Consider the following 16960-nt stretch of genomic DNA (forward strand, 5'->3'; position numbering starts at 1 on the left):
AACCATCAGCATCATTGGTGAAACGTTTTACTTCTTCTGTTGGAATGACACCAACATCAAGAATAGCTTTAGAAACATCAATGCCGATAAACAGATTCTTTCCCATAGTCTTTCTCCTTTCCCGTTCTTGCAGAATGCGGGATCCAGATGGTCCCCAGTCAACTGTTCGGGCTATTGGGAGGAAGGGAATGACGCCTTACGCTCTGTGACGGGCTTGGTGTCCCAAAACACGATCAAGCTGTCATTCCCTGGCTACTTGAAAGAACATTAGATGCTACACGCTGAACATACAAGTTCACAGAGAACACAGAGAATTTCAAAAAAAAGTTTTTTGTGTGTCGCCCAAAGGGTAGCAGGTTGTTTGGTGTATCTGATTTTGTTTTTCTCTGAGAACTCTGTGTCCTCTGTGGCAACTGTTTTTCAGGTTTCTGATTGAGGTGTTTGTTCGCTATGGAACTGGAATTTAAGGATAAAGTTGTGGTGGTTACCGGCGGTACCCGTGGCATTGGCCGGGCAGTATCCCTGCGCTTTGCTGCTACAGGTGCCACGGTCTTTGCTGCCTACCTGAATAACGATGAAGCTGCAGATAAGCTGCGTCTGGATGCTGTAGATTTACCGGGCAGCATCACTACGATCAAGGCCGATGTCAGTACCAGCGCCGGGGCAACCGCCTTGATTGATGCGGCCACTGTAGCAGGCGGGTATCTGGATGTTCTGGTCAACAATGCCGGGATTATCCGCGATGGCTTTCTGGCCATGATGGCTGAGGATGACTGGGATGCGGTGCTGCGCACCAACCTGTCCCCCCTGTTTCACTGCAGCAAGTGGGGTATCCGCAAGATGCTGGCCCGCCGCAGCGGAGCCATCATCACTGTCTCCTCAATCTCCGGCATAGCCGGCGCTGCCGGGCAGACTAACTACGCCGCCTCTAAGGGTGCGGCCATCAGCTTTACCAAATCCCTTGCCCGTGAGCTGGGGCCGATGGGGATTCGGGTTAATGCCGTGGCAGCCGGGCTGATTGAGACCGATATGACCGCCGAGTTGAAGCAGGATCAGGTGGAGCGGATTGTGAAATCATCTGCACTGGGCCGGATCGGCCAACCGGAAGAGGTTGCCGAGGCAATTGCGTTTCTGGCCTCATCCAAAGCTGTCTACATCACCGGGCAGTGCCTGGTGGTTGATGGAGGCATTCTGTGAGCCCCAAGCGGATCGCCATCACCGGTCTGGGCACCATTAACGGTGCTGCCAAGACGATTCCTGCCTTTCAGGAGGCGATTCTGCAGGGCAAAAGCGGCATTGCACCCCTTGATCTGTTTGATGTGTCGCAGTTTCCAGCTCAAATCGGTTGCCAGGTCAAAGGATATAACCCTGCAGAGTATTTTACCCAACGTCAGACAACCCACCTCTCCCGTACTGATCAACTTGCCCTGATTGCTGCCCGCGAAGCTGTCACCATGAGCGCAATCACCGGCTGCTATGATCCCTACCAGATCGGTGTCTGTATTGGTGGCGGGGTTGGCGGCATGCTGCATGCTGAAGAGTGGCTGCAGGGTGAGTTGTCCAAGAAACCTGCCCGGCCCGGTCTGCTGCGGACTCTGCTGCCTGATAGCAGTACCACAGCCCTGGCCCATGCCTTTGGTTTTGCCGGCTATCAGGGCAGTATTACCACGGCCTGTTCCTCCTCCGGTACTGCCATTGGCTGGGCAGCGGACCTGATCCGCAGCGGTCGCCAGCAGGCCATGCTGTGCGGCGGGGCCGATGCGCTGGCCATGTTGACCTTTGCCGGTTTCAATGCCCTTAAGGTGGTTGATCCCAACCCCTGCGCCCCGTTTAGTGCCGGTCGTCAGGGTCTGTCTCTGGGAGAGGGGGCTGCCTTTCTGGTGTTAGAGGATGAACAGGCTGCCCGTGGTCGTGGAGCGCAGATCCTGGGCTATCTGTTGGGCTATGCCCTGGTGGGTGAGGCCCACCATATGACTGCGCCGGAGCCAGGCGGTGAATCCGCTGCCAGGGTCATGAACGCTGCCTTGTCTGCTGCTGGCGTTGAGCATGGTCAGGTCGGCTGGATCAATGCCCATGGCACCGGTACGCCGCTGAATGATGTGGGTGAATCCAATGCAGTCAAACTGCTCTTTGGCGAACGTGCTGGCAAGGTACCGCTGATCTCCACCAAGGCCATAACCGGCCACTGTCTGGGGGCTGCCGGTGCCATTGAGGCGGTGGCAACCGTGCTGGTCCTGAATGCCGGTATCATTCCGCAGACCCTGCATTTTAGAGGTGTTGACCCTGAGTGTGATCTTGATTACGGCCATGCTGGCAGCCGGGCCACTGATACCCGGATCGCCCTGTCCAACTCCTTTGCTTTTGGTGGCAATGTTACCTCAATTGTGCTGGGCTCTGCAGCTCTGCAGCAGGAGGTCTGCTGATGGATCGCTTTGAACCGGCCATTGCAATCACCGGCACTGCTGTCATATCTGCTGCAGGGATCGGTAGCAAACCTGCGCTTGAGGCGCTGAGCAGTGGCACCAGTTGTCTGAAGCCGATTCCTGATGATCTGGTTGCTGGTACAACCGGTCACTGCTGGGGCAGGGCTGATCAGTTCAAGGCAACCGACTTTATTCCGCCGCTCAAGGCTCGCAAGTTTGATCGTGCCAGTCAGTTTGCGGTTGCCGCTGTTGGTATGGCGTTGGCCGATGCCGGGATTGTCAAGGGTTCTTTCCAATCAGACCGGATCGGGATTGCCCTGGGTTCCGGCTTTGGTGGCATTGCCAATGCCTCTGAGTTTTTAAGCGGCTATTATCAGGCTGGTGTGCCAGGCCTGTCGCCGGTACTGTTTCCCAATACCGTTGCCAATGCTGCTGCCAGCAACGCCTCTATTGAATACGGTCTGCAAGGCCCCAACATCACCTTTATTCAACGTTTTTGCTCGGCAGAATCCGCCATCCTGGCAGCCTGCCGCTTTATAGAAGAAGGCCGGGCCGATATCATGCTGGCTGGCGGTGTGGATGAGCTGACCCCCCAGATGATTCGCGGCTTTGCTGTTACCGGGCAGTTGACCCGTTTTGCCTCTGGTTTTGGCGAGGGCTGCGGCATACTGGTGCTGGAACGGGCTGAACATGCCCGTGAACGCGGCGCTGCTATTGCTGCGCAGCTGACCGCAATCAGCACGGTTGGTTTTCTGCTGCCTGGTTCAGAACAACAGGGGATCAAGCACTTGCTGCAGGAACAAAAGCGTTGTGACCAACTGTTCTTCTCCGGTCCAGAACTAGCTGTTCAGCCATTGCTTGGCACGGTTGAGGCAACATCGATCCGCTATCCAAGCCGGATTATCGGTAGCTCTCTGGCCATGGGGGGTGCGGTGCTGGGGCTGTTGACCGCTTCATTGCAGCCTGGTGAGCAGGGGCTGCAGCTGGCTGCCTCGCCGGAAGGCCCCTACTATGCCATTTCAGTGATTGGTGGCGACCCTGCTTAATCCTGATCCCACCGCATATCTGCCCCACCGGTATCCCTTTATCATGCTGGATCGGGTGCTGGAACAACAACCGGGCAGCTTTGCCCGCGCCCGTTATCGGACAAGCGCCTCTCTGCAGGCCTATCCCCAGACCCTGCTGGTTGAGGCGGTTGCACAGCTTTCCGGGATTGCGGCAGCAGGGCAGCAGGGGGAGGGTGGTTTTCTGGCTGCTGTTGATCAGGCCCGTTTTGGTCGCGCTCCGCAGCTTGGCGAGACCCTGGAGGTTACGGCCCGGATCATCAAATCCTTTGGTCGTCTGCACTTGATTGAAGGTCAGGTACGGGTGGAGGATGAAGAACTGCTACATGTCACCCTGACGCTTGGGATTGGATCGTTATGAAATCGTTGCTATCGTTTTTGTTTGTTCTTCTGATACTGACCGCAGCCCTGCCGGTACAGGCCCGCAGCCTGACGCCGGTGGAGGGGTTGGAGGCGCTGCGCCGCTCGTTTAGCGGGATGCAGGACTTTACCGCTGACCTGACCCAGGAAAAACAGCTCTCAATCATGAAGAAGAAGCTGGTTATGCAGGGGCAGATCCGTTTCAAAAAGCCAGACCGTTTTTTTATGGAGCTGGTGCCACCCTACAGTAGCAAGGTGCTGCTGAAAGATACGGTGCTGCAACAGCGCCTGGGCACACAAGGTGAACTGCAGCGGATTGTGCTGCCGCCGGAGCAGGGGTTGTCCCGCTGGTTTGCCACATTGGCAAAGCCGGTTACTGCCGTGCCTGAGGGGATGGAGGTGCGGGCAGAGCAGAACAATAGCCAGACCAGCGTGACCATCAGACCGGCCAAAAATGGACAGCTGAAGGAGTTGACGGTTGTGCTGCATGATGATGGCACGGTGCGCAAGCTGGTGCTGGAGGAGCGGGGGGGGGATAAAACCACCATGACCTTTCGCAAGACCCGTAAAAATGTCGGCCTGACCGAGGCTGATTTCCGTCTGGAGTAGTCATGTTCCGTTTCTGCGTACTGATTATACTGTCTGCCCTGCTTTCGGCCTGTGCCACAAAACCTCTTTTTACCGACAATTCCCAGGTTGTACCGGGCAGGGTGGTTGAGACCCTGAGTTCCAGCGTGACCCTTTCCCTGCGTACCGGTGAAAAAAATATCTCCGGTCGTGGTTTCATGGTCTATCGTCGTCCGGATCAGATGCGTCTGATCCTGCTCTCTCCCTTTGGCACCACCGTCATGGAGGCGCAGTTAGCAGGTGAGCGTCTGACCCTGACCTATCCGGCTGATGGGGTTGCCTATCAGGGCCAGATCAAGGATCTTCCCCCTGCAACCGGTCAACGCGGTTTTGCCATGTTGCGCTGGGTGTTGGATTCTGAGCCGCCCATTGGTGCCCCTGCTTCCGGCGTGGTTGAGCAGCAGGCCAGCCAGGGAGGTCAGGAGCAGATCACCATCAAGAATGGTCTGGTGCTTGAAAAAAGCCTGAAATCCGGTGAGCAGGTCCGCTACCGCAACCATACCGTGCTGGCCGGTGTGCGGCTACCCCTTGAGCTGCAGATGGAGAGCGCCGAAGGTGACCGGATTCGCCTTGTACTGGAAGAGCCAGAGGTGAATACAGAACTTGAAGAACCGATGTTTAACGTACCGTTACAAGGTCTGCGGCTGTTTCCCCTGTCCCAGCTGAAGGCCCGCTGATCCATGAACCTGCCGGGTTTCAACGGCCTGCTTGATCAGGCCAACCGTCTGACTGTCCGTCACCTTGGCTGGATCGATCAGGTGACCTGCAGATCACCCCGTCTGGTTATCGCCTCATTGCTGCTGTTGGTGCTGGTATCCCTTGCCTCACTGTTTACGATCCATTTTGAGACTGATATCTTCCGTCTGTTTCCTGCAGATCGTCCTGCAATGCGTCTACTGCTTGATTCGCTGGAATGGTCCGGTGGTGCAAACGAGGCTTACTTTCTGCTGGAGGGAGAGCCTGCAGCCCTGCCTGCTGAGGCATCCCGCTTGGCAGAACGGTTGCGTAGCCTGCAGGTGGATGGTGCGCCAGCCTTCAAGCGGGTGGTCTACCGGATCTATGAAGAATCGGAAGCCCAGCGTTTTGCTGATCTGGTGGCGTTCAGCGCGGCCCATCCAGCAGCCTTTGTACCGCTTAAAGACAGCCCGGCTCTGCTGGAACGCTTCACCCCTCAGGCTGTTAATCAGGCGCTGGATCAACTGACCGCAGAACTGGCCGGTTCCATCGGCGCCAGTGGTGTAGGGTTCTCCCTTGCTGATCCATTGGGGCTGCGTACCTTGATCCTGCCCCGCCTCAAGGCAGGCAGCCAGGCCCTGGATATGGATCCGGCATCCCCCTATTTTCTGTCACGGGATGGCCGGGTGCTGATCATGATCGCCGAGCCGGTCAAGCCGGTGCAGGAAATGGCCTTTGCCCGCAAGCTGGTGGCAGGCATTAATCAGGCCCGCAGCAGGTCACAGGTCAAGATCTCCTGCGCCGGTGCCCATATCAGCGCCGTGATTGACGAAGCAGCCATGAAGTCCAATATCCTCTCCTGTATCCTTTCTTCGCTGGTGGTGGTGCTGGGGATCTTTTACGCGGTCTATCGCCGGATCTGGCCAACCTTGATGATCCCGGTTATCTTGGCCGTAGGGGTGCTGCTGGCACTGGGCACAGCAGGACTGTTTCTCAACAGCATTCATATTATCTCCTTCGCCTTCATGGCCTTGATCATCGGCCTGGGCACTGACTATTCAATCCATCTCTATGATCGTTTTCACACTGAACGGGTTGCCGGTGCCACAACTGATCAGGCCATCAGCCTGGCTGTGGTTGATACTGGTCAGGGGCTGTTTACCGCCACTATGACCACGGCACTGCCGTTTCTGGCCCTTGGCTGGGCAGAGGTGCGGGCCTTGTCAGAACTGGGGATTCTGGTGGGGCTAGGAGTGATCTTTTCCTTGTATGCCACCCTGTTTCTGATGCCGATTCTGTTGCGGAAAATCGATTCGCCTGATCGTCAGTACCGGCCCCTGCCTGGCCTGGGTTTAGGCAGGCTCTGGCGCGTGGCCGGTCAATGGCCACGGCCGTTGCTGTGGGGCTCTGGTCTGTTGGTACTGCTCTTCCTGCTGCTTAGTCTGCAGACCTCGTTTGATGGTGAGCTGAAGAACCTGCAGCCCCAGCATTCCGAGGCTTTTCATGCCCAGGAACTGGTGGAGCAGCACCTGAATCTGGCCCCTAAAAGTCTACTGGTGGCTTTGGATGGAGCAACCCAGGCTGCTGTGATGCAGCAGAATCTGGCTGTGGAGGCATTGGCAGCGCGCCTTGCAACAGAGGGCAGGTTGCAGGCCTGGTCCAGCCTGGGCCAGATCATGAACCGTCGGGAAGATCAACAGCAGCTTGTTACCCAATTGCAGGGTGCTCATGTGCAAGCTGATCAGATTGAGAAAAGTTTGAAAAACAAAGGGTTTAGTACGGCATCATTTGAGTTGTACCTGAATAAACTCAGGGCTGGTAGCCTGACCTCTGTACTGGATGAATCAGTGATTATTGCACAGCTGACAGCATCGCCCTTGCGGGGGGTAGTGGATCGCCACCTGGTGCATGACCGTACCGGCTGGCATGCCTTGACCTATCTCTATTTCAAAGCTGGCCAGCTTGATCAGGCCGGTTTTGTGCAGGAATTGCAAAAGGCTGTGCCCACCGCACGGGTCACCGGTACTGATCTGGTCAGTCAGGAACTGCTGGCAGCGGTACGCAGGAGCGCCGTTAATGGGATTGCTTTTGGAGGGATTCTGACGTTGCTGTTGCTGTTGTCGCACTTTAAGAGCGCTAGCGGGATTATCTCATCTCTGGGGCCGGTGCTGTTCGGTGCTGTGGCCATGCTGGGCACCATGGCGCTGGTGGGGATGAAGCTGAACTTCATGAACATCATGGTGCTGGTAACCATTATCGGCATGGGTAGTGACTATGGCCTGCATCTGCAGCACCGCTGCGCTGAAGGTTCACCGGATCAGCAGGAACAGAATTTTATCCAGGCAGCCCGTTCGGTGCTACTGTCTGCCCTGACCACGGTTGCCGGTTTTGGTTCTTTGGCCTTTACTGATTACGGTGCTATGTCATCCATCGGCTGGGCCACCAACTTCGGGATCGGTTTCACCGCTCTAGCAGCCCTGCTGCTGGTACCGGCAACAGTACGATTGGCTTGTTTAAGGAGGTAGATCATGTTACGTTTTTCAATGCTTTGTCATGTTGTGCTGCTTGTCTGTCTGGTGGTTCCGGTCCGGGCCAACCAGGTTGTTGAAGAGGTAAAACAATCCGGCCGTGAGACTAAGGAAGCATTCAAACAGGCAGGCAAGACCATCAAGCAGGACTCGAAAAAAGCTGGTAAGGAAACCAAAGAAGCCTTTAAAAAGGCTGGTAAAGATACCAAGGCAGGGTTTAAACAGGCCGGTACAGAGATTAAACAAGGGGCAAAAAAGGCAGGGTAAGAGATCCGCGACGCTGTTAAAAGATAGATCCTGATTAACACCAATCTCCAGAAAATCCCCCTCGCCCTTGAGGAAGAGGGTAGGGTGTGTGCGCTTTACCTTGTATTTGAGAAGAGAAAATTGCTCTGTCTGGTATAGGGCATACGATGATGGAGTTACTGATGAAGCAGTTTTTTGCATTGTCAATTCGTACACAACTGGTTTTGATCACACTGATCATTTCTCTGCCTGCCATTGTGGTTATCGTGCACTCAGGTGTGCATCAGCGTAATAATGTTGTTGATGATGCTTATCAGCTTACGCAGTTGGTTGCTGAACGGATCTCTTCTGAACAGAAAAACACGGCTGCAGCTGCCGAGCAATTGCTGGTGACTCTTGCTCAGATGCCGGAGGTGCAGCAGCAGAATAAGGCTAAAGTCCAACCCCTTTTGCATACGTTGAATGAACTTAATCCCCAGTACGCCAATATTTTGGTGACTGACCTGAGCGGTAAGACCTGGGCCGCTGTTTTTATGCCTCCTCCGCCTGCCATGCTTAATGACCGGCGCTACTTCAAGAATGCCATCTCCACCGGGCGTCTTTCGTCCGGCGAATATGTGGTTAGTAAAAGCATGGCCAACAAGCCGGTCTTTCATTTTGCCTATCCGTACCGTGATACAGCAGGCAAGCTCGCTGGCGTTATTGTGGTTGCTTTCAGGCTGGATAGCTATTCTTCGGTTCTTAAAAATAGCCCCTTGCCAGAAGGGACAAACTTTTTGCTGCTTGATCATGCCGGTGTGATTATGCATCGTGCCCTGCAACCGGAAAAAATCATAGGCAAAAAATACCCTGAAGACGCATTTAACAAGATGCTGGCAGGGCCGGATGAACACTCTTACAGGGGCGGATCCTCATTCGGTGATGACCGTTTTATCAGCTATCGTAAGCTTCGTCTCCAGGGTGAAGTTGATCCGTATATGTATGTGCGGGTTGGTGTGCCGGTGCAATCCACCCTAGCTGCAGCTGATCAGGCCATGCTAAAAAGCATTGCTCTTTTTGCCTCATTTCTATTTGGAGCATTTTTTCTTGCCTATCTGGTTGGTAAGCGGTCCATTGTTGATCGTATTATGTTGTTGCAAAATGCCTCACAACGTCTTGCAAAAGGCGATATGCAGGTTTCAATAGCCAGTGCTGTTTCCGGAGGAGAGTTGGGGGGACTGGCCCAAAGTTTTGATGTCATGGCCCGGCAGCTTATGGAGCGTGAACAGGTTATCCGAGAGAGTGAGGTCCGTTTACGGAGTATCACTGATTCTGCCCAGGATGCCATTATTATGATGAACTCCTGCGGGGCGATCTCTTTCTGGAATCCTGCAGCTGAGACGATCCTTGGTTATCAGGCAGAGGAAGCATTAGGAAAAGACCTGCACCAGCTGTTGGTCCCCTTGCGCTTTCATCAGGCGTTCCAAGTGGCTTTTTCGGTTTTTGCGCAGACCGGTCGCGGGCATGCTGTTGGTAAAACCCTTGAGCTGTCTGCGATCCATAAGGATGGTCATGAACTGTCTGTTTCGCTTTCGTTGTCTGCCGTTTTTCTGGATGGGGCCTGGCATGCTGTCGGTATTCTTAGGGATATTACAACGCTTAAACAGTATCAGGATGAGCTGTTGGAAGCGCGTCATTCTGCTGAAGCAGCCAGCCGGGCTAAAAGTGAATTTCTGGCCAATATGAGCCATGAAATCCGTACGCCGATGAACGGTGTGATCGGTATGGCACAGTTGCTTCGTTATACACAGCCTACCCAGGAGCAGGAAGAGTATCTGGATAACCTGGAGCTTTCCTGCAAAAACCTGCTTGAACTGATTAACGATATTCTTGATCTCTCAAAGATTGAGTCAGGCAGGCTGGAGCTGGAATCTGCTGCCTTTTCCCTGCAACGCTGTATCCATGAGGTGTTGGCCAATCAGGCTGCCCGAATTGAGCAGAAAGGCCTGCAGCTTGTTGCTGATCTTGATGAGCAGCTGCCGGAGCTTGTACTGGGTGACTCTCTGCGGTTTAAGCAGATCCTGCTTAATCTGTTGGGGAATGCCATCAAATTTACGGAAGCAGGCAGTATAACCGTTACAGGGATGGTTGTTTCAAAAACAGAGCCTAGCTGCGTCTTTAGGCTTATGGTGCGTGATACTGGCATCGGTATGACTGCTGAAGCCCTGGAAAGAATATTCAACTCCTTTGAGCAGGCTGACAGCTCAACCACCCGCATCTACGGCGGTAGTGGTCTTGGGCTTTCCATCTGTAGACGTCTTACCGATTTAATGGGAGGACGTATCTGGGCTGAGTCAATTTACGGCAAGGGGTCAACTTTTTTTGTGGAGTTGCCTTTTGTTATTCAGCCCTATACTGGCGAAGAGAGTCTGACGCCTGCTTGTCAGGTTTTACCGGGTGCCATGCGATCGTTAAAGGTTCTGCTTGCTGAAGATAACAAGATGAATGCCGATACCATCATCGCCATGCTCAGGCGGATGGGCCATGACGTTAATGTCGCATCCAATGGACGTGAAGCCCTGGAAAAATGGCATGCTTCTGCTGTTCACTGTGTGTTGATGGATATTCAGATGCCGGTTATGGATGGGCATCTGGCGGCAGCAACCATGCGGGAGCAGGAACAAAAAATGGGGGGGCATACACCGATTATTGCCATGACTGCCCATGCGATACATGGTGATCGCGAGCGGTTTTTGGCTGAAGGGTTTGATGGCTATGTCTCAAAACCGGTGGATATGCAGGTTTTAGCTGAAGAACTGCAGAGAGTGACTTCGATCTGATCAGTTGATGGGATAGGAATAGAAAGAAAAGGACAGGCCGTATGAGCCTGTCCTTTTCTTTTTGAGGGGTGTTTCTAGCGCTTGTTACGATGCACCAGTGAGGCGCCGATAAACGCCCTGAAAAGCGGATGGGGTACCAGCGGTTTTGATTTGAATTCCGGGTGGAACTGACAGGCCAGGAACCAGGGATGATCCGGCAGTTCAATGATCTCAACCAGGTCTTTCTGCTGGTTGATGCCTGAAAGCACCAGCCCTTTAGTGGTCATCATCTCGCGGAAACTGTTGTTAAATTCATAGCGGTGGCGGTGCCGTTCAGATATGTCGGTTTCATTGTAGGCATCAAAGGCCTTGGTCCCTTTGGTGACCGTACAAGGGCAAGCCCCTAAGCGCATGGTGCCACCCTTTTTGTTGACGGTCTTTTGTTCTTCCATCAGGTGGATAACCGGCTCTTTGCAGTCATTCTTAAATTCTGTGGAGTTCGCCTTTTTCAGACCACAGACATTACGGGCAAATTCAATTGCCGCCATCTGCATCCCCAGACAGATGCCAAAGAACGGGATCTGTTTGCTGCGGGCATATTCAATGGCCAGAACCTTGCCTTCTGTGCCACGCTCACCAAAGCCACCAGGCACCAGCACGCCATCCACATCATCCAGCCAGCCTTCTACACCGCTTTCTTCAATTTTCTCTGCATCCACATACTTGAGGTAGACACGACAGTCATTGGCAATGCCGCCGTGGGTCAGCGCCTCTGCCAGGGATTTATAGGATTCGGTCAGGTTGACATACTTACCCACAATGGCAATCCGTACTTCGCCATGGCTTGGGTGGCGCAGGGTTTCAACCACATCCTGCCAGGGGGTCAGATCAGGCTGTTTGGTCCAGATATTCAGCTTTTCAACCACCTGCTCATCCAGCCGCTCTTTGTTCAGCGCCAGGGGTACGGCATAGATATGTTCAGAGTCTACAGACGGAATCACGCAACTTTCTTCAACGTTACAGAACAGGGAGATCTTCTTCTTCATATCCTGGGGCAGTTCACGATCACAGCGGCAGAGCAGGATATCCGGCTGGATACCGATCTTGCGCAGCTCCATGACCGAGTGTTGGGTCGGTTTCGTCTTCATCTCACCGGCAGTGCGGATGTACGGCACCAGGGTCACATGCACATACAGGGTGTTACCTGCTCCACGATCAAAACGGAACTGACGGATCGCTTCAAGGAACGGCAGCGATTCAATATCGCCCACGGTGCCGCCCACTTCAACAATGGCCACATCAGCACCTTTGGCGTTTTCAACTATCTTGCTCTTGATCTCGTCGGTGATATGGGGGATGACCTGCACGGTGCCACCCAGGTAGTCACCACGGCGTTCCTTTTCGATAACAGAAAAATAAACCTGACCGGTGGTGAAGTTACTTTTCTTGGAAAGCCGGGCAGAGGTGTAGCGTTCGTAGTGTCCCAGGTCAAGGTCGGTCTCTGCGCCGTCATCGGTCACAAACACCTCGCCATGCTGGAAGGGAGACATGGTGCCGGGGTCAACGTTGATGTAAGGGTCCAGCTTCTGCATGGTAACCCGCAGGCCCCGTGATTCAAGCAACGCCCCGAGGGATGCAGCTGCCAGACCTTTACCGATGGATGATACAACGCCACCGGTGATAAAGATAAACTTGGTTTTCATGGAAAGAGACTCCTGATCTTTTGCTCGTGCAGTCATGGTTATCCTTGTTTTATCCGTTCTTTAGCCTTGTTCAGGTCTTCAGGGGTATCAACTCCCAGTGATTCAAATTCAGTTTCCACAACTTTGATCCTGACACCGTTTTCCAAGGCCCGTAGCTGCTCCAGTTTTTCTGAAAGTTCAAGAAAGGTCTGGGGCATGGCAGCATATTCAAGCAGAAAATCACGTTGAAAAACGTACAGTCCTACATGCTTGAAGCAGAGCAGGCGGCCTGATGCAAAGGCTTCGTCCTTCAGATCCTGCCATTTATCCCGGAAAAAGGGGAGGGGAGAGCGGGAGAAGTAGAGTGCATAGCCATTGTTGTCAGTTACCACCTTGACGACGTTGGGAGAGAGAAAGTCATGCAGACACTTAACGCGACTTTTGAGTGTGCCCATCTTCAAGTCTGGGTTGTTCAAAAACGGTTCTATGGCCTGATCGATCATGGCAGGCTCGATCAAAGGTTCATCGCCCTGCACGTTGACAATGATATCAGCCTCAAGCCCGTGGGCCACCTCTGCCAGACGATCGGTACCGGTTTCGTGGGCTGTGGAGGTCATAATCGCCTCGCCACCGATCTGGTTGATGACGTCGGCAATCCTGCGGTCATCGGTGGCAACAATTGCCCGCGAGACCAGTGAGGATTTTAATGTCTGCTCGTAGACATGCTGGATCATCGGCTTTCCGGCCAGGTCGGCCAGGGCCTTGCCGGGGAAACGGGTTGATCCGTAACGGGCGGGAATGATGGCAACAATATGCATGGTCATACTTCCAGGGGAAAAGGGTTAAGGGGCAGCGGCAAAAAACAGAAAATGTATGCTGTAGCTCCTAAAAAGCAAAGATGGAAAATACTCTCAAGCAGCAGGACTGTCAAGATCTCAGGAGGAGCGGCGTTGTCCCTGTACAATACTGTTACGCCAGTTAAAGGCATCCAGTTGGGCTGCAAGCAGTTGATCAAGACTGATGGATAAGGAGTCAAGCAGCTTCTGTACGGTTACAAAGTCAGTTTTTTCAAGTTTTTCAGCCAATTCCAGTAATTGTCCCAGCTGACCTTCCCGTCGTAACAAGGCATCTGCCATATCTTCTGACAGGTTCAGGCTCTCCACAACATGTTCCATGGGGGTTTCGTAGAGGGCATCCAGCAGGGAGAGGATGCCGGTCAGGAAGGCGGTTTCAACCAGGTCGCTGGTACGGCTCTGGCCGGTGCGCTGCATCATCAGCAGTTCCATCAACCGCCCCCGCACGGCAGCCATTTCAAGCAAAGGGGAGTTCAGGCCGCGATCATCTTTACCGGCAAACAGGGCCAGTTGTACCCAGCGTCGCAGGTGGTTGATCCCCAGAATCATGATGGCGTGGCGGATGTTTTTGATCTTTTCCCGCAGGCCGATCATAACGGAATTAACCAGCTTCAACAGGTTAAAGGTCAGGCTGGGATTTTCCCGAAAGGTGTCCTCAACCTCATCAATATCCCAGTCCTCATTTAACTGCTGCAGCAGCTTCATCATGGCGATACCGGAAGGGTCAATCCGTTTTTGGCCGATAATGACCGGGCGTTCAAAGAAGTAGCCCTGAAACAGCTCAAAGCCGTATTCCAGGCACTGATTAAATACCTCTACGGTTTCGACCCGTTCTGCCAGCAATTGTACCGGGTATTTACGCAGATTTGCCGCAATGGCAGGCAGTTCAAGCGGATTGGTGGCCATGATATCCACCTTGATAATATCCACCATTTTGTAAAAGGCAGAATGTTCAGGCGCATAAACGTGGTCATCCAAGGCAATCTTGAAGCCCATTGACTTTAATTCACTGCAGCGAAGACGGACGTTGTCATCAAGATCAATATTTTCAAGTATTTCAAGGACAGATTGCTCGATTGGCAGTAGCTCAAGCATTTCTGAATGCAGCACACCGGCGGTAATGTTCAGAAATCCAAACTTGTCCCCCAATACATCCTGCAGACCAAAGTCTGACAGGGCACTGGAGATGACTGATGCCGATGCTTGGGCCTGACTTTCAAACTGGGCAGTTGTATGGTGGCTGGCTGCCCGAAACAGTAGTTCATAGCCAAAGATCTGCTGTTTCACATCCAGGATCGGTTGGCGGCCGATAAAAAATTTGAGTTCAGGTTCCATGGCCATACCGTATACCATAAAAACAGGTGATTACAGACACAATTTCAGGGTTTCAGCTGCAATTTTTTCAAGCGGCATTATTTTATCAACACCGCCTTTTTTGATGGCTTCATTGGGCATGCCAAAGACTACGCAGGTGGCCTCGTCCTGGGCAATGGTCTTCGCACCGGCATCGTGCATCTCCTTCATGCCGTGGGCACCGTCGTCTCCCATCCCGGTCAGGATCACCCCCACCGCATTCTTTCCTGCATAACGGGCAGCTGAACGGAACAGTACATCCACGGAAGGGCGGTGGCGGGAAACCAGCGGGCCGTCTTTGACCTCAACATAGTAACGGGCTCCGCTTCGCTTGAGCAGGGTATGTTTGTTGCCCGGTGCTATCAGCACATGGCCGCGCACCACCGAATCATTGTTTTCCGCCTCTTTTACCGTCACCTTGCAGATGCTGTTCAGGCGCTTGGCAAAGGCTGCGGTAAAGTTTTCCGGCATATGCTGGACAATCACGATACCGGGGGTGTCTTCCGGCAGCATCTGCAGGAAGACGGAAAGCGCCTCGGTCCCCCCGGTGGAAGCGCCAACCGCTACGATCTTTTCTGTGGTCATAATCATGGCATTGGCATTTGGTGCCTCCATGATGACGTCGGCGGTGTATTTGGGGCTTACCTCGCGGATGGCTCGCTGTGGCTTGATCCGGGCTGCTGCTGCCGCCTTGATGCTGTCACAGATACGGATGCGGGATTCTTCAATAAATTGTTTGGTACCCATTTTGGGCTTGGTGATGATATCCACAGCCCCGTATTCCAGGGCCTTCAGAGCGGTTTCACTGCCACTTTCTGCCAGGCTGGAACACATCACCACCGGAATCGGGTGCTGGGACATTAGTTTCTGCAGAAAGGTGATGCCATCCATGCGTGGCATCTCCACATCAAGGGTAATCACATCCGGTACCTGTTCTGAAATCTTCTGGACCGCCACAATCGGGTCCTGGGCCATGCCAATCACTTCTATCCCAGGATCACTGGACAGGATTTCTGACAAGGCCTGGCGCACCAGTGCAGAGTCGTCAACAATCAGAACTTTTATCTTGTTAGACATGGTTTTAGTCCTTGCGGTAGACGGTATTGGCAACCTGGGTAAAAGGTACGTCCAGGCCGTTCAGGGTTTCTGAGTGGCCGATAAACAGATAGCCTCCAGTTACCAGCTGACGGTGGAATTTTTTCATCAGTGCCGCCTGGGTTGGTTTGTCAAAATAGATCACCACATTCCGGCAGAAAATTGCATCCTGGTGTTCCTGAATGCCGAACTTCTCATCCATGAAGTTTACCCGCTTAAAGCTGACGTTGCTGCGTAGTTCCGGTGCAATCCTGACCAGTCCTTTGCTGCGGTCTTTACTACGCAACAGGTATTTCTTTTTCATGGAGAGCGGAATGGTATCGGTTCTGTCTTCACCATAGATCGCTGAAGAGGCCTTCTGAATCACCTGGGTACAGATATCCGAGGCCAAAATTGAGAACTTGAAGCCCTGGTTGGCAGCGGCATAATCGCTTAATACCATTGCCATGGTGTAGGGCTCTTCACCGGTTGAGCAACCGGCAGACCAGATGCGAAAGGGGTTCAAGGGGCTGTCGCCAGCTCCCCTGATCTGCCGCATGGTGGGGATCGTCTCCCGCACCAGAAAATCAAAATGCTGCGGTTCACGGAAAAAATCGGTCTTGTTAGTGGTGACCACATCAATCAGGTGGATGATTTCCTGATCACGGCCTGCTGGAGAAAAAATAAAGTCAGAATATTCCTGAAAACTGTGCATACCCAGCGCTTTCAGGCGTTTTTGCAGCCGGGCCTCCAGCATGGTCTTCTTGGCAGGGGGCATCTTGATCCCCACCTCGTCGTAGATCAAGGCGCTGAACTGCTCAAACTCCTTGTTCCGCATGCTGCAGAGTTGTGATGTTGCAGGACCGCTGTCGTTGTTCATCAGGTTTACTCCAGGGACAGCAGTTTTTTTACCGTTGCAAGCAGATCTTCCTGCTTGACCGGTTTCAAGAGCCAGCCACTGGCACCGGCAGTCCGGGCCTGTTCCAGCAGATGTTTCTGTGAATCAGTACTCATTACCAACAGCGGCGTGGTGGAAAACGGTGCTAATTGACGCACTTCCCGGACAATGGTAATGCCATCCTTGCCCGGCATGTTGACATCGGTAATGATCAGGTCCGGCTGCAGCTCTTTGATTCGATCAAGGGCGGTCATCGGGTCTGAAACCGTTTCAACCCGGTAGCCACCATGCTGCAGCGTGAACTTTGCGCTGAGCAGCTGGGGCTTTGAATCATCTATCAGCAGGATCGTTTTCACGCTGTCTGTCTCCTGTGAGTAG

General features: G+C 53.4%; 15 protein-coding genes. 9 read left to right on the top strand and 6 right to left on the bottom strand.

Annotated elements, in window-relative coordinates:
- Window positions 1-450: 450 nt before the first annotated feature.
- From fabG to B5D39_RS10315, 9 genes are all read left to right on the top strand, one after another.
- Entirely contained in the window at window positions 451-1197 is a 747-nt protein-coding gene (gene fabG, locus B5D39_RS10275) for a 3-oxoacyl-ACP reductase FabG (protein WP_139366750.1), read from the top strand.
- A complete protein-coding gene (locus B5D39_RS10280; protein ID WP_078790383.1) occupies window positions 1194-2423 on the top strand; it encodes a beta-ketoacyl-[acyl-carrier-protein] synthase family protein in 1230 nt (409 codons plus the stop codon). The genes fabG and B5D39_RS10280 overlap by 4 nt, the downstream gene beginning before the upstream one ends.
- Complete coding sequence (locus tag B5D39_RS10285; protein WP_078790384.1) at window positions 2423-3469, top strand: beta-ketoacyl synthase N-terminal-like domain-containing protein; 1047 nt, start codon at window positions 2423-2425, stop codon at window positions 3467-3469. The genes B5D39_RS10280 and B5D39_RS10285 overlap by 1 nt, the downstream gene beginning before the upstream one ends.
- Complete coding sequence (locus B5D39_RS10290) at window positions 3453-3848, top strand: 3-hydroxyacyl-ACP dehydratase FabZ family protein (protein WP_244161386.1); 396 nt, start codon at window positions 3453-3455, stop codon at window positions 3846-3848. Before B5D39_RS10285 ends, B5D39_RS10290 begins: the two co-directional genes overlap by 17 nt.
- The gene (locus tag B5D39_RS10295) at window positions 3845-4456 is read left to right on the top strand and encodes a LolA family protein (RefSeq protein WP_078790385.1); all 612 of its coding nucleotides are present in this window, start codon (window positions 3845-3847) and stop codon (window positions 4454-4456) included. The genes B5D39_RS10290 and B5D39_RS10295 overlap by 4 nt, the downstream gene beginning before the upstream one ends.
- 2 nt (window positions 4457-4458) lie before the next feature.
- Entirely contained in the window at window positions 4459-5151 is a 693-nt protein-coding gene (locus B5D39_RS10300; RefSeq protein WP_078790386.1) for a lipoprotein insertase outer membrane protein LolB, read from the top strand.
- 3 nt (window positions 5152-5154) lie between these two features.
- Window positions 5155-7674 carry an MMPL family transporter gene (locus B5D39_RS10305; RefSeq protein ID WP_078790387.1) on the top strand — a complete coding sequence of 840 codons (2520 nt, stop codon included), beginning with the start codon at window positions 5155-5157 and terminating at the stop codon, window positions 7672-7674.
- Window positions 7675-7677: 3 nt separating this feature from the next.
- Window positions 7678-7944 carry a hypothetical protein gene (locus B5D39_RS10310; protein WP_078790388.1) on the top strand — a complete coding sequence of 89 codons (267 nt, stop codon included), beginning with the start codon at window positions 7678-7680 and terminating at the stop codon, window positions 7942-7944.
- 161 nt (window positions 7945-8105) lie between these two features.
- Entirely contained in the window at window positions 8106-10742 is a 2637-nt protein-coding gene (locus B5D39_RS10315) for an ATP-binding protein (RefSeq protein ID WP_161947479.1), read from the top strand.
- 74 nt (window positions 10743-10816) lie between these two features.
- Here B5D39_RS10315 and B5D39_RS10320 read toward each other — a convergent pair whose 3' ends face one another.
- The 6 genes from B5D39_RS10320 to B5D39_RS10345 all read right to left on the bottom strand — a co-directional run bounded on the left by B5D39_RS10320 (window position 10817) and on the right by B5D39_RS10345 (window position 16938).
- Window positions 10817-12424, bottom strand: coding sequence for a CTP synthase (locus B5D39_RS10320; RefSeq protein ID WP_078790390.1), 1608 nt, complete (start codon window positions 12422-12424; stop codon window positions 10817-10819).
- Between the two features lie 38 nt (window positions 12425-12462).
- Window positions 12463-13221 (bottom strand): 3-deoxy-manno-octulosonate cytidylyltransferase, encoded by a 759-nt coding sequence (gene kdsB / locus B5D39_RS10325; protein WP_078790391.1) that lies wholly within the window; start codon window positions 13219-13221, stop codon window positions 12463-12465.
- Window positions 13222-13338: 117 nt separating this feature from the next.
- Complete coding sequence (locus tag B5D39_RS10330) at window positions 13339-14592, bottom strand: EAL and HDOD domain-containing protein (RefSeq protein ID WP_279627309.1); 1254 nt, start codon at window positions 14590-14592, stop codon at window positions 13339-13341.
- 30 nt (window positions 14593-14622) lie between these two features.
- A complete protein-coding gene (locus B5D39_RS10335; protein ID WP_078790393.1) occupies window positions 14623-15687 on the bottom strand; it encodes a protein-glutamate methylesterase/protein-glutamine glutaminase in 1065 nt (354 codons plus the stop codon).
- Window positions 15688-15691: 4 nt separating this feature from the next.
- Entirely contained in the window at window positions 15692-16564 is an 873-nt protein-coding gene (locus B5D39_RS10340) for a CheR family methyltransferase (protein WP_078790394.1), read from the bottom strand.
- Window positions 16565-16569: 5 nt separating this feature from the next.
- Window positions 16570-16938, bottom strand: a complete 369-nt coding sequence (locus B5D39_RS10345) for a response regulator (RefSeq protein ID WP_161947480.1) — start codon at window positions 16936-16938, stop codon at window positions 16570-16572.
- Window positions 16939-16960 lie beyond the last annotated feature (22 nt).

The sequence above is a fragment of the Trichlorobacter thiogenes genome (assembly GCF_900167465.1).
GTDB lineage: Bacteria > Desulfobacterota > Desulfuromonadia > Geobacterales > Pseudopelobacteraceae > Trichlorobacter > Trichlorobacter thiogenes.

What these genes read in the sequence shown, in the direction of transcription:
- B5D39_RS10310 (WP_078790388.1), top strand. Translation starts at nt 7,678, where the DNA reads ATGTTACGTTTTTCAATGCTTTGTCATGTTGTGCTGCTTGTCTGTCTG.
- B5D39_RS10320 (WP_078790390.1), bottom strand. Translation starts at nt 12,424, where the DNA reads ATGAAAACCAAGTTTATCTTTATCACCGGTGGCGTTGTATCATCCATC.
- B5D39_RS10295 (WP_078790385.1), top strand. Translation starts at nt 3,845, where the DNA reads ATGAAATCGTTGCTATCGTTTTTGTTTGTTCTTCTGATACTGACCGCA.
- B5D39_RS10305 (WP_078790387.1), top strand. Translation starts at nt 5,155, where the DNA reads ATGAACCTGCCGGGTTTCAACGGCCTGCTTGATCAGGCCAACCGTCTG.
- B5D39_RS10340 (WP_078790394.1), bottom strand. Translation starts at nt 16,564, where the DNA reads ATGAACAACGACAGCGGTCCTGCAACATCACAACTCTGCAGCATGCGG.
- B5D39_RS10315 (WP_161947479.1), top strand. Translation starts at nt 8,106, where the DNA reads ATGAAGCAGTTTTTTGCATTGTCAATTCGTACACAACTGGTTTTGATC.
- B5D39_RS10330 (WP_279627309.1), bottom strand. Translation starts at nt 14,592, where the DNA reads ATGGAACCTGAACTCAAATTTTTTATCGGCCGCCAACCGATCCTGGAT.
- B5D39_RS10335 (WP_078790393.1), bottom strand. Translation starts at nt 15,687, where the DNA reads ATGTCTAACAAGATAAAAGTTCTGATTGTTGACGACTCTGCACTGGTG.
- kdsB (WP_078790391.1), bottom strand. Translation starts at nt 13,221, where the DNA reads ATGCATATTGTTGCCATCATTCCCGCCCGTTACGGATCAACCCGTTTC.
- B5D39_RS10285 (WP_078790384.1), top strand. Translation starts at nt 2,423, where the DNA reads ATGGATCGCTTTGAACCGGCCATTGCAATCACCGGCACTGCTGTCATA.
- fabG (WP_139366750.1), top strand. Translation starts at nt 451, where the DNA reads ATGGAACTGGAATTTAAGGATAAAGTTGTGGTGGTTACCGGCGGTACC.
- B5D39_RS10300 (WP_078790386.1), top strand. Translation starts at nt 4,459, where the DNA reads ATGTTCCGTTTCTGCGTACTGATTATACTGTCTGCCCTGCTTTCGGCC.